Origin of the sequence: Affinundibacterium macrobrachii (genome assembly GCF_014652415.1) — a bacterium.
In the GTDB taxonomy this organism is placed as follows: domain Bacteria; phylum Pseudomonadota; class Gammaproteobacteria; order Burkholderiales; family Burkholderiaceae_D; genus Undibacterium; species Undibacterium macrobrachii.
Window position 1 is genome coordinate 98,173 of sequence record NZ_BMYT01000005.1, and the last position, 12,787, is coordinate 110,959.

General features: G+C 43.5%; 9 protein-coding genes. 5 read left to right on the plus strand and 4 right to left on the minus strand.

Annotated features, from left to right (window positions below; genetic code table 11):
• Positions 1–1,026: 1,026 nt before the first annotated feature.
• Complete coding sequence (locus IE103_RS14535; RefSeq protein ID WP_189346858.1) at positions 1,027–1,479, plus strand: FxLYD domain-containing protein; 453 nt, start codon at positions 1,027–1,029, stop codon at positions 1,477–1,479.
• 392 nt (positions 1,480–1,871) lie between these two features.
• On the opposite strand, the gene IE103_RS14540 is transcribed toward IE103_RS14535, so the two are convergent.
• A complete protein-coding gene (locus IE103_RS14540) occupies positions 1,872–3,134 on the minus strand; it encodes a DEAD/DEAH box helicase (protein WP_189346859.1) in 1,263 nt (420 codons plus the stop codon).
• Positions 3,135–3,310: 176 nt separating this feature from the next.
• Here IE103_RS14540 and IE103_RS14545 point away from each other — a divergent pair, with 176 nt between their 5' ends.
• On the plus strand, positions 3,311–5,458 hold the full coding sequence (locus tag IE103_RS14545) for an alpha/beta hydrolase family protein (protein ID WP_189346860.1): 2,148 nt from the start codon (positions 3,311–3,313) through the stop codon (positions 5,456–5,458).
• An 8-nt stretch (positions 5,459–5,466) separates the two neighbouring features.
• On the opposite strand, the gene IE103_RS14550 is transcribed toward IE103_RS14545, so the two are convergent.
• Positions 5,467–5,946 (minus strand): GNAT family N-acetyltransferase, encoded by a 480-nt coding sequence (locus tag IE103_RS14550; protein WP_189346861.1) that lies wholly within the window; start codon positions 5,944–5,946, stop codon positions 5,467–5,469.
• Between the two features lie 129 nt (positions 5,947–6,075).
• On the opposite strand from IE103_RS14550, the gene IE103_RS14555 reads away from it, so the two are divergent.
• Positions 6,076–7,443 carry an FAD/NAD(P)-binding protein gene (locus tag IE103_RS14555; protein ID WP_189346862.1) on the plus strand — a complete coding sequence of 456 codons (1,368 nt, stop codon included), beginning with the start codon at positions 6,076–6,078 and terminating at the stop codon, positions 7,441–7,443.
• A 76-nt stretch (positions 7,444–7,519) separates the two neighbouring features.
• Here IE103_RS14555 and IE103_RS14560 read toward each other — a convergent pair whose 3' ends face one another.
• Positions 7,520–8,290, minus strand: coding sequence for a substrate-binding periplasmic protein (locus IE103_RS14560; RefSeq protein ID WP_189346863.1), 771 nt, complete (start codon positions 8,288–8,290; stop codon positions 7,520–7,522).
• A 381-nt stretch (positions 8,291–8,671) separates the two neighbouring features.
• Here IE103_RS14560 and IE103_RS14565 point away from each other — a divergent pair, with 381 nt between their 5' ends.
• Complete coding sequence (locus IE103_RS14565) at positions 8,672–9,811, plus strand: carboxylate-amine ligase (RefSeq protein ID WP_189346864.1); 1,140 nt, start codon at positions 8,672–8,674, stop codon at positions 9,809–9,811.
• Positions 9,786–11,027 carry a hypothetical protein gene (locus tag IE103_RS14570; protein ID WP_189346865.1) on the plus strand — a complete coding sequence of 414 codons (1,242 nt, stop codon included), beginning with the start codon at positions 9,786–9,788 and terminating at the stop codon, positions 11,025–11,027. The genes IE103_RS14565 and IE103_RS14570 overlap by 26 nt, the downstream gene beginning before the upstream one ends.
• Positions 11,028–11,146: 119 nt before the next feature.
• Here the strand turns inward: IE103_RS14570 and IE103_RS14575 are convergent, their stop codons facing one another.
• A complete protein-coding gene (locus IE103_RS14575) occupies positions 11,147–12,475 on the minus strand; it encodes an NAD(P)/FAD-dependent oxidoreductase (RefSeq protein WP_189346866.1) in 1,329 nt (442 codons plus the stop codon).
• Between the last annotated feature and the right edge of the window lie 312 nt (positions 12,476–12,787).

The window sequence follows — 12,787 nt, forward strand, 5'->3', positions numbered from 1 at the left end:
AAGGAGTCTGCCATTCTTGCTGCCGCAGATAACGCAAACTCCACGAAACACTTTGTGCTTAGGGACAAAAAACTAAACATCCAAAATTACCCAAAACCAAAAATGTTAGTCGCGGTAGGAGTGAGTACGTTGATATTTACGAGGATCGGAGTGGCAATTATTACGTGCAGTTGGTATCTATTCCAGACTATTAGGCCCAGCTGTCGGACAGATCACGGCACAACCTGCACAGGTCCATGGAGGTGGTACTTGCGTTTTGGCGCGATGAACTCACAGTACATCGGGTAAGCGTTAGAAGGCAGCGTTTCGAGAATCTCAGTAGCTCAAGGAATGATGTAAAGGTCATCGAACAAAAATTGGTTTAACTTTCCCTCAAACCACTAATAATTAATCAACAGATTTAGCACGAAGAAAAAAAACTGCAGTCTCCTAATTGGCATTTAATGCGGAATACATTTTATTCCGTGCCAACGAGGAATTGGTGTAATCATAGCGCTACTCGCTAATTTGAGAAAAATAGAGAAGGTGTGAAGCTGTCGGAAGTTTGGTTTTAGCATCATCGACGTTTAATCATTTGGTCACAATACAAGTGAGACAAGTAGCCCTCTCCCACAAAGACAAGTATCACTGATGGACTACATTGAAGCAATGAAACAGCGCATTCAAGCAATACGTCAGATGATTAGCAATTGTAGAACCTGTGCATGGCAATCTTCGCTTTGACAAAAAACTTGATGGCTGAACTTTACATAGAAAATAAGTGATTACGCAATGGCAACAGTACAGCCTCGTTCATGCCATCAAGAAATTAGCGAATCATTGATATGCGATCTAGCGAGAGTAAGTGCGACACATAAAAGGATTTACTACCTTGTACTTGCTTCAATTTGCAGCCTTATGGCACATTACTTCTTATGTAATTAAATTTCACTAATTCCATAAAAGCTTCAGAATCCTCTGCATTCTGTTTGGCTGGTTTTTTAGGTTTTTATATGCATTATTGTTAGAACTAATCGGAGAAAATAGATGATCGATAATCTTAAAAAGAACTTCATAACTTTTGTCCAAGGCATTATGTTCGGTTTTGGTTTTTGTATAGCAGCATCGGTTTTATATTTTGCCTTTCAGGCAAAAACACAAGAAACGCATGAATATCGAGGCGATACAACGACCGCAACATCATCTCCAACAAAAGACAACCAATTTGCATTTCGTGATGTAGAAGAAATTAAACGAAATGGACGTTCCTACTTTATTGGCAGGGTAAAAAACAATGGCTCATTTCCTGCGAGTGGCGTAAGTATTGAAATTAACCTATTCCTCAAGAATAAGTTTGTTGATCAATACTCGTCGTACATTACAGGCGATATTGGACCCGGCGAAGAGAGATATTTCAAAGTTTCTTGCGGATGTAAAGAAGAGTCTCCCACAGAACACGATAGTTATAAAGTCGGTGTTGTTGGTAGCTATAAATTCTAACCTTGCATATATGGACTTGCCAAAAAGTGCAAAAATTAATCACTAGATTTGGCGCGAGGAAAAAGCCTACGCTCGACTATCCGGCATCTAACGCGGAATCTATCGTGTTCTGTGCCGATATGGAATCTGAGTGATCATCGCCGTGAATGATCTGGTTCAGTTGTGCTGTGATGGGTGATTCATCTCTACGTAAACGTCGATGAGAAATTGATTTTTTAACTTTCAAGTTTCGCTGTAATCTTAACTACCACCGACTTCACTGCGCAAGTCGGTTAATTGCAATTCACCTTGAGTAGCACGCGCTGCTGGTTCAAAAACCATTTCACAGCAACGACTCGGTAGCAGCTTTCCAAATGCTTTAGAAAAGGCTGAATTTAAAATCCTTTTGAGTGCTATGTCTCTTTGGTCAGCATCTGCGCCCGTAATTTATCTTTCTTATTCGGCCGTTTTCCCTTGATCCCGCCATTGGGATCGCTTGCTCTAGCAGTTTGCGCTAACGCCAATTTGTCCTCACTAGGAATAAATCCAGCAATCTGCTCTCGTGCGATTTTGATGTTGTGGCGTTTCTCGATTAAGCGGAAATGGGCTTCGTTGGCGGGATCGGCGCAGATAAAGCTGATTGCTAAGCCGGCTTCACCAGCGCGACCGGTACGGCCGATGCGGTGGGTGTAGTCATCGCTAGAACGGGGTAAATCAAAATTGACGACAACTGGTAATTGGTAAATGTCGATACCGCGCGCGGCGACATCGGTGGCGACTAAGATTTTGACGCGAGATGCTTTGAAATCGCTGATGACTTGGCTGCGTTTGCCTTGGGTTTGTTCACCGTGAAAAGCTTCGGCACTGATATGTGCTCGACGTAATTTGGTCGATAATAAGTCGGCTGCATATTTGGTAGCGACAAAGACTAAAACGCGTGACCATTTTTCAGTTTGAAATAAATGTTTGAGTAGTTGCGTTCTCTGTGTTGCTTCAACCATGATTGCGCGTTGTGTGATGTCCGGCTTGCTCGCTTCGGTATCGGGGATATTGACACGCGCAGGGTCGTTTAATAATGTTTGCGCTAACTCAGCGACATTCGGCGCGAACGTCGCTGAGAAAAAGCAATTTTGTCTTTGTGTAGCGATTAGCGCTAAGATTTGTTTTAATTCTTCGGCAAATCCCAATGCCAACATACGATCAGCTTCATCTAAAACGAGACAAGCGACTTGATCCAACTTGATTGCATTTTTACTGTGCAAGTCGAGTAGTCGTCCTGGCGTAGCAACCACGATATCAGCACCGCCGCGTAAATGCAGCATTTGTGGATTGATCGAAATGCCGCCGAATAAAACAGCTAACTTCGGGGGGCGTGCGGCACCCAAACTAAGACTACGCAAGGTATCTCCAACTTGTACCGCTAATTCTCTAGTAGGAACCAAAATGAGACTCTGTACTGTGCGTGCTTGGCTATGTGTAGTTTGTAAATAGCGTTCAAGTAAAGGTAGGCAATAGGCCGCAGTTTTTCCAGAGCCGGTCTGTGCGGTTGCTAGTACATCACGCCCGGTCAACATGACGGGAATCACATCTTGTTGAATCGCTGTTGCTTGCGTATAGCCGCGCGTTTGAATCGCATTGAGTAAAGTGTTGGACAGACCGAGTTGAGAGAAAGACATAGTCGCAAAGTGGAGAGGGGCAAGCAAGTTGCCGACAGACGAGATTTTAAACGATATTGGTGGGGGAACTAGCTTTCTTCAAACTTGGACTTTCTTGGTGTATTCTCGCTGACGCTCGATGTTGTAAGCGAATTTTTTAGTAAGCCCTTAAACTGAGAAAAAGTAAGGATAAGAAAATGAAAATAAAATATGCCTACGCAAAACATGCGTTGCAGAGAGTCGCACTATTTGTCTTTCTGAGTAGCGGTCTTAGTGTTGTTGCCGCCAACCCAAATGCCAACACAAATACCAACACGGTCAATACTGCGTCGAGAATGATCACGCCGCAAGATTTGTGGGCGGTAAAGCGCGTCGATAATCCAGTGGTTTCGCCAGATCAAAAACACATCGCTTTTACTGTACAAACCTGGTCGTTAGAAAGAAATCGTGCGCAGAATCAGATTTGGTTAATGGATAGCCAAGGGCGCAATCAACGTCGTTTAACCACTGCCGATGCGAGCGATAGCGCTCCCGTATGGAGCCCAGATGGTAGCCGTATTGCCTTTACCTCACGTCGCAGCGATGACGAAGCACCTGCACTGTATATTTTGCGCTTAGATGGTGGTGAAGCAGAAAAAGTTTTGGAGTTACCTTTTGGTGTGATCAATCCAAAATGGCATCCAAGTGGAGACAGTTTGATCGTCGGTACCAAGGCGATTCCTGCACTCAAAGGAAGCTGGCGTGTAGATGACATGCAAGCGATGAAAAAGGAAATGAAGCGTCGCCGTGATAGCAAGATGACGGCGAAGGTGACCGAAGATCGCGTGTATCGTTTCTTTGATCATTGGCTCACTGATGGGTTGTCCGCACATTTTTTGCAGTTTGATTTACGCAATAAATCCTTGATCGATTTAACACCGCAATCGACGGAGCTGTTTAGTTCTTCGAGCAGCTTTGATTTTGCGGTTTCACCAGATGGCAAGTCACTGGTATATAGCGCAAATACGATTCCTGCACCACATCACGAAGCGGATAATTCAGATTTGATTTTATTGAAATTGGATGAAATTGGAAAATCAAAAAATATCACCAATGAGAATCGTGGACCAGATTCTTCACCGAGTTTTTCTGCGGATGGCAAAAATATTTATTACACACGTACCAATACGCCTTTGTATGATGGTAGCTCAGCGAAGTTATGGCGCTATGAGGTCAGCAGCGCTAAACATAGTCCTGTAACCGAGGCACGTGATTATGCCATTGCCGAATTCCAAGCGAGCAAAGACCTTAGCAAATTGTGGATGGTCGCTGAAGATCAAGGTGAAACCAGTATCTTCAGCAGTAAAATTGATGGCAATCAGTTTGAACGCGTGATACGTGATGCCGGTATTTCCAAACTTAAATTACTAGGCAATCAATTGGTGTTTTTACGCAGCAGCTTTGATCGTCCGAATGAGATTTATAGTATGGACCTTGCAACTAAGACGCTGCGTCAGTTGACCGATTTTAATGATGAATTGATGGCAAATTTGAAGCTCGGTAAAGTCGAGTCTTATCAATTTAAAGGTGCGAACGATCAGTTAGTGCAAGGCTGGTTGATCTTGCCACCTGACTACGATAAAAACAAAACTTATCCATTGCTACAACTGATGCATGGCGGGCCACATACCATGGTTGGCAATGCATTTAACTTCCGTTGGAACGCGCATGTGATGGCTGCACCGGGATATATTGTTAGCTGGGTGAATCGTCATGGTTCCACTGGCTTTGGCGAACAATTTGCTCGCAGCATTAATGCAGAATGGGGAGTTAAGCCAACACAAGATATTTTGCGTTCGAATGATTATTTGATTCAAAAGTTGGGAAATATTGATAGCAAACGTATCGCCGCTGCTGGCGCTAGTTATGGCGGTTATTTAGCAGCTTGGTTGGCGGGTCATACTGATCGTTTCGTAACGATTATTGACCATGCGGGCGTCAATGATTTAGTTACGCAGTACGGTTCTGATTCAACCAATTACTCGTTTGAAAAAACTCTGGGCGGTAACCCTTGGAGTGACACTGAGGTGATGCAGAAAAATAATCCTATGTCGTATGCCAAGAACTTTAAGACACCGATGCTGTTGACCCACGGTGAGCTTGATTATCGCGTACCGTATGTGAATAGCACAGCTTTGTACGGCGTTTTACAAGGGATGAAAGTGCCTTCACGATTAGTTGTTTTTCCCAACGAAAACCATTGGATATTGTCGCCACAAAATTCGGTCTATTGGTATTGGGAAGTACAAAATTGGTTGCAACGCTACATCGGTGGCACACCGACTTTGCCGCAACCAAAGTTTTGATTTTTAAATCAATACAGATAAGCCATTAAGGCTTCGTCGAGATAGCGGTTTTCGCTCTGCAGGTAGGTGTATTTACGCAATACACCTTCTTGTTGAAAACCGCATTTTTCATACAGTGCAATCGCACGCGCATTTTCTACGCTGACACTTAATTCTATGCGCTTGAGGTTTCTTGTTTTTCCTAATGCAATAATCCCCGCAAACATCTTTTGCGCGAACCCTTGACCGGAAAAACGAGGATCAATCGCAACACCACCAAGATAAGCAATATGCGCAGTTCTGTACTTTAAAGGGATGAGCTTGAACATGCCGATCGGGATATGATTGACCTCAAATACATACAACACCTCATCATCCAGCAATTGCTGAAAAATCGGCGCGAATGCTGATTTTTCCATAGGCTCATAGAGCAGAAATGGATTAATCTCTGGGTGCATGTATAAGTGGTAAATAAATTCAAAATCATCGGCGTTGCTTAATCTATGCATGCTGTTTGGCTTTCGTTGTTAGTTGAAATTGAACCTGTTACTGCATTTTCATCTACGTTTTCATTTGATACTCAGCTTATGCCAAAATGATGCATATTTGCTGAGATTGCAGCCTTATAATAAAAATTTATGAAAAAAATAGCGATTATTGGAGCAGGATTTAGCGGCTTGCTTACTGCGATTCAATTAGTCAAACAAAGTCAAGGTAGTCAAATACATATTTCGCTCATTGATCAAAATCCTTACCCTGGTAGAGGATTAGCTTATGGTACACGCGATGATAATTTGTTGTTGAACGTACCCGCGGGGAATATGAGTGCTTTCCCCGATGATACGCAACACTTTGTTGAATATTGCCAAGAGATTGATCCAGCTTTTCATGAAGGAACATTTGTTTCTAGACGAATTTACGGTGACTACTTAGAAGATTTATTAGCCAAAGCAAAGAAGGAATTCGGATCAAGTTTTGAAATAATTTGCGCTAATGTGTTGGCTGTAAAAAGAATTGGCAATGAAAGATTTTCTGTAAAAACCGCATTAGGACACAGCTTGGTGTTCGACAGAGTCGTGTTGGCTCTAGGACACTTTGAATCACGTAATCCATTCCCTCAGAAGCAATTGGATACCGATAGCAATGTATTTTTGACGAAAAAAGATATTCCAAATCTTTGCCAAAATGCGCATCAACAATCGCTTGTCGTAATAGGTAGTGGTCTCACTGCAATTGACTTGATTTTTCAATTAAGTAGTGCAGGGGTGAATAAAAAGATTTTACTTATTTCTCGGCGGGGTTTGGTACCGCAGTCGCATCGTGTGAATCCTAAAGTTCCGGCAAGACAAATGTCAGATATTCTTGCCGAAGTTCCGAGTACAGTGAGGGCTTTTCTGCGCGCTATACGATTTGAAATATCGCGTCGTCAAAATAGCGGAGGTAATTGGCGAGATGTGATCAATGAGCTACGTCCTCATATCCCAGAGATATGGTCGCGCTTGCCTTTTGATGAACGACGTCGATTTTTAACAAAAGTATTGCCATATTGGGATACCCATCGTCACCGATTGGCTCCAATTGCGTATAAACGATTTATATCTCTAATTGAGTCTGGGCTGGTTGAAGTGCTTGCAGCAAGACTTGAAAGTGTGCAGCCAATTGCTTCAGGGTGGCGTTTGCAAATCAAAAAACGCGGACAAGAAATTGTGGAAGAAATAGACGCGATAGGTATGTTTAACTGCACTGGTCCCAATAGTGATATTCATCAAATTCGCGACCCATTAATACAGCAGTTAGTAAATGATGGAATGATTTGCGCAGACCAATTACGTATTGGCATATCGACGACGTCAAATTACCAAACTTTGGGCAAAGAGGGGCAAGAGGTCAAGGACCTTTTTTATATAGGACCGATGCTAAAAGCGAGTTACTGGGAAGCTATAGCTGTTCCTGAGTTACGCGTACATGCAGCGAAACTGGCTATGGAGATCTTAGATCGTCTTTAAGTGAAGTTGATACCTGAGGATGATCAGTAAGATTGATTGGATCAATAATGCATGAACAACGCACGAGTATATTTGCTTACTCTCGATAGCGATTAAAAATACGTTTTAACTCGCCCGATTTTTGTAAGCTGATGAGCGCTTCTTCTATCATTTTTACATGGCTGTCAGGCAGATTTTTTCTTAAGCCCATATAGAATTTCTCTGATAATTTGGGGCTATCTAATAGGCGTATTTCTTTTGAGAATCCTGAATGTCTAATTGAGGTTTTGATTCCGGGTGAGCGGTGGCAGTAAAAGCGACCACGACCTGCGAGTAGTTTTCTTAAATTCGAGATGGATGAAGTGGCACCATAGTCGATTTTTAAACCGCCCATCTTTTGCAAGATGTCAGTGATGCCAAATCCTCTGATCACTAAGATTGTCCCTTCATCACCTAAGGCTCGAATATCATCCCAGCTATCAATTTGAATGGGGTCGTCCGCTCTGACTGCGAGTAGATAATCAACTGTAAACAGTGGTGTGTTGAGTAGTTTATATTGAGCAGTGTTTCGATCAATATTTTGTACTCCGCAAATAGCATCAATGCGATTTTCAAGGAAATTCGCATCAATGCGTAGGCGTGGCATCCAAGTTTGGTCGCCGCGAAATTGAATTTCAGGGAAGCGTTTCTCAATTGCACGGAAGATATCGACGCAAATACCGCCGATCGCCGCTTTACCATCATGGTGAATTGCAATGTATTTGGGTTCAGAGGATTCTTGGGCAGCGGTGCGAATGACGATCTCCGCAGCGGCAGGCAGGTGTATGCAGAAAAGAATGATGGCTAAAATGCGTCGCCAAGTGATCATAAATTGCCCCAAACTTTTAAAGATACGAGTCTATCTTTAAAATTTCTTAATGAATTCGCATTGTACTCCTTAATATACTAAGCGTTGAAGACCTGATCTTTAAAGAATGCAAACTGTTGTCAAAGTAAGTGAGATTGTATTTCTATACATTGTTTTCTTGATCTTTGGTGTACGAATTAGGAAGAAGGAGGGGTAATTGACTTTGATGAAGATAAGTTAAATTCACAAACAGCTCTACTTATTGCCCTTTACTATTGCAATTGAATTAGCATTCCTGCCGCTACACTCTTTCTAATACCTGATCCAGCTGCGGCATATTTTCGCTGACAGGATAGTTCTGAATAAATTCGGTAGTGATAACCACGATGAGTGAGGGGATGCATGCGTAATTTGATTACTTTAGGTGCAGAAGAAGAGTTACAAATCGTTGATCAAGATAGTTTGGAGTTGGTGGCGCATGATTTTGATCGTGGTCAGCTTGACTATCCTGATTGCAACGGTAGCTCCTCCTGCGAGCTGCATAAGGCAGTGGTCGAATTACAGACGCCTATTTGCCATACCCCAGATCAGATCGTCGCCAGTGTTTCTTCTATGCGTGAAATTATTCGTTTAAGAGCGCATGCGCAAGGCCAACGAATTCTATCCGCGGGGGTGCATCCATTCTCTAACTGGAAGGAACAAGAGATCAATAAAGACCTGCACAAGCATCAGCACTATATTCGTTTAGTGGATGAATACGCTGACATTATGCGTAGTTTGGTGTCATACGGATTTCATGTTCATTTGGGTTTGCCAAAAGGAATTCCGGCTATGGCAGTGTTCAATTCTTTGCGCAATAGTTTGGCTCCGGTGTTGGCGATTTCTTTGAGCTCTCCTTTTTATGAGGGCCGTGACACAGGGATGCAAAGTTGGCGTCATTCGATGTTAGATCGCTTGCCGCGTATGGGAACACCTGATATTTGGCGATCAGAAGAAGAGTATTTCAAACACATAGAATTGTTGCGCAAAGTTGGTACTCTGGAAGAACAGCATGGCATGTGGGAAGACTTACGTTTGCATCATCGTTATCACACGCTGGAGGTGAGAATTTGTGATGCCACGCCATCGCTCGAACACATCTGGTTAATCACAGCCTTGTTGCAATGTGAAGCCGCAACGCTGGTGCAAGATTATCAGCGTGGTCGATTAACTAAGCCGCTGTCACGCGCTTGTTTGGAAGAAAATAAATGGCGGGTACGTCGGCATGGATTAGCTGCTGCCTTGATTGATTGGAATAGCGAGAAACCCATCAGCTTGCATGATTATTTTGATCAATGGCTTGTGCGTTTAACGCCAGTAGCACGAGAATTGGGCTTATTTGAGCGGATGCGCGAAAAGATCCAAGCTTTGTTTATTCAAGGCGTATCTGCAGATATTCAACGCGGTATATTCAAACGTTCTGAAAATTACCAAACATTGGTTCAGCATTTGATTTACGAAACTGAGGAAGCGCAATTTGCACCCGTACAATATAGGCAGTAAGTCAGTGGTGCCTGCTGATCATCCGTTTCATCCGCTTAGTTTTGAGCTGCAACAAACAGCACCTCAATCTAAACAGCGCATCCATGATTTGTGGGCACAAGCAGCCGGGACGCCACATCTGCCACCGCAAGCAGTGCTATTTTCCGAATGGCCGCTAGTCGCATCGCAGTGCTTACAAGACAAATTGACGCAAAGGACAGAAGCACTCTGCCAGGTTTTGCAACCCCATTTACAAGCACAAGCGATTCAGCAACATGGTTGGCAGCATGGTACAGCGGCGGATGTATTAACGATTGATTACGCGATCATTTGCGATGGCGATAGCTGGGATATTCGCTTGGTTGAATTTCAAGCGTTCACTTCTCTGTTGACGATGGGGTACCGCCTACATCAAGTCCATAGCCAATTATGGCCACAGTTAGCCGATTGCCCACCATGGCAAGGAGCAAAGACTGAACAGTCTTGGATGCAAGCGAGTCGCGCATGGTTGGCGGGCGGTGATAATCCTGCGCTGTTAGAATACCAAGCTTGGCAACGTGGCACGCTATTCGATTTGCATGCGAGTTCATTATTATGGAATATGCCGATCGTCGAGCCACATCAGATTGAAGTGGATGCCAATGGCAGACTCTTTTCGACGCAACATGGTGTACGCCAACAGCACGACTATATTCTCAATCGCTTGATCTTGAGCGAATTAGAGGATGATGCGCAATTTTTACGACAACTTCAAAAGTCGCAAATGAATTGGCACAGTCATCCTGCATGGTATTTTTTGGTACACAAGGGCTTGTCTGCAGAACTAACAATTCCTTTTGAGCCCAAAAATGTCAAACTCAGTCAATGGCATGAGCTAAATTTGCCAGCACAAGAAATCGTTGCGAAAAATATTTATTCTTGTGGCGGGAAAGATTTGCGAATTGGTCCATCTGTGCAAGAACTAGAAGACTTATCGCTTGCTGGGCAAGGCGATCAATGGCTAGTGCAACCGCGTTATCGTCCTTATCCTGTCATGCGTTCGAGCAATGGTGTGCCTGTATTTGCAGAAGTGAGAATGATTGTGCAACTGCAAGAGAATCAGCAAGCACGCAGTCAGCAAACACGCATCGCCATGCAAATTCTTCGCATGTATTGCGCTGAGCAAGCATCGGCTAGTTTCTTTCAAGGACGTGAAGGTGAGGGCGCAAACATCTTACATCGACCTCCGAATAATTGAGCTCGCAGAGAACGGATACTAGGTAAAAAATTCGCGATAAGCAATCTGTAGTTACTTATCGCGAATTGTTGGGATTGAGATTGATGCCTAGAGCAAAATATCAATGCAAGTAATGCGGATTAATGTAATTTAATTCTAGGATTTCTGACACGATCAATGGTCTCGGCCCAGGTGGATAACCAAGTATGGAACCAACCATTGACCGCGACTTGATGATGTTTATGCAGTGACCAATACATCCATTTCGCGAGCGTGCCTTCAATAAAAACAGAACCGCTGGCAATTGCGCCCATCAGGCTACCAACGGTACTGTAATTGCCGAGCGAAACCAAAGAGCCATGATCTTTGTAAGTGAACTCTTTGAGTGGTTTTCCTTCCAGTGAGCGACATAAAGAATCCGCTAAACACGATGCTTGTTGGTGCGCTGATTGCGCACGTGGCGGCACATTCGCTTGTCCTTCTCCTTGTGGGCACGCACAACAATCACCGATGGCAAAGATCGAGACATCTGTGCTTGTTTGTAAATTGCGGTGTACCACTAATTGATTTAAACGGTTCGTTTCTAGTCCATCTAAGTTGCGTAAGAAATCAGGCGCTTTGATACCCGCGGCCCACACCACGATACCACTGGGAATAAATTTTCCACTAGCCATGGCAACACCTTCTTTGCTTACTTCAACGACTTTTTCATTGGTATGAATTTCGATAGCGATGCTACGCAACTCTTTTGCCACTGCATCAGACAGGCGTTCGGGCAACATTTGTAATAAGCGAGGTGATGCATCGACGATCACAATTTTTAAGTCTTTTTCAGGATGAAAATTGACTAAGCCATAGCTTGATAAAATCTTAGTGGTCATGTGCAATTCTGCGGCGAGCTCTACCCCAGTAGCTCCGCCGCCGATAATGGTGACGGTGAAGCGACCTTCGCCAGCATTTTGTTTTTGTGATTGCGCACGCAGACAACAGTTCACTAATTTGTGGTGAAAACGTTCTGCTGCTTGTAAAGAGTCAAGCATGATGCAGTTTTCATTTGCACCTTTGGTTCCAAAGTCATTCGTTTGACTGCCGAGCGCTATCACCAGTTGGTCGTAGTGGATGGCTTGCTGTGGTAGTAACTCGATACCTTCTTCGTCCAGAGTTGGCTCTAGATAAATTTCTTTCTTCTCTCTCGATAAACCATGCATACGACCGAGTCGAAATTCAAAATGTTTACTACGTGCTAGCGCAAAGTATTCACGTTCATCTGCATGGCTGTCTAAGGTGCCAGCAGCGACTTGATGCAATAGTGGTTTCCACAAGTGGGTACGACTGGCATCGACTAAAATAATCCTTGCTTTCCTTTTCTTACCAAGACGTTTTCCTAGGCGTACAGCCAATTCCAATCCACCCGCACCGCCACCAACAATGACGATTTGATGCAGTGCTTCGTTTTGCACAGTATTCATGTTGCGCCCTTTAATTTAAAAACCTATTTCAAGACGCACCGATCAATTGTTAAGCCGCATTGATACTTAGCGCAGATTAGTTGATTTCAGATGCCACTTAAAATAGATTTTCAATCGCCACTGCGATTTTACTCCTGCTTGTTCATGCTGGAGTTTAATATTTTAGAATCTCGTATTTGAATCTTATCGACAGCACAATCGACAATCCAATTCAGTCGCTGATTTACATAAAATTTGACTTGTAAAGTCGGTGCGCTTGTTTGTTTGTGTTTATTTGCGCCTAGGATTTGCTTGTACTTAGCTTGATCATTA

Coding starts and splice junctions, on each gene's coding strand:
- IE103_RS14550 (WP_189346861.1), bottom strand. CDS start 5,946: ATGCATAGATTAAGCAACGCCGATGATTTTGAATTTATTTACCACTTA.
- IE103_RS14555 (WP_189346862.1), top strand. CDS start 6,076: ATGAAAAAAATAGCGATTATTGGAGCAGGATTTAGCGGCTTGCTTACT.
- IE103_RS14545 (WP_189346860.1), top strand. CDS start 3,311: ATGAAAATAAAATATGCCTACGCAAAACATGCGTTGCAGAGAGTCGCA.
- IE103_RS14560 (WP_189346863.1), bottom strand. CDS start 8,290: ATGATCACTTGGCGACGCATTTTAGCCATCATTCTTTTCTGCATACAC.
- IE103_RS14540 (WP_189346859.1), bottom strand. CDS start 3,134: ATGTCTTTCTCTCAACTCGGTCTGTCCAACACTTTACTCAATGCGATT.
- IE103_RS14535 (WP_189346858.1), top strand. CDS start 1,027: ATGATCGATAATCTTAAAAAGAACTTCATAACTTTTGTCCAAGGCATT.
- IE103_RS14575 (WP_189346866.1), bottom strand. CDS start 12,475: ATGAATACTGTGCAAAACGAAGCACTGCATCAAATCGTCATTGTTGGT.
- IE103_RS14565 (WP_189346864.1), top strand. CDS start 8,672: ATGCGTAATTTGATTACTTTAGGTGCAGAAGAAGAGTTACAAATCGTT.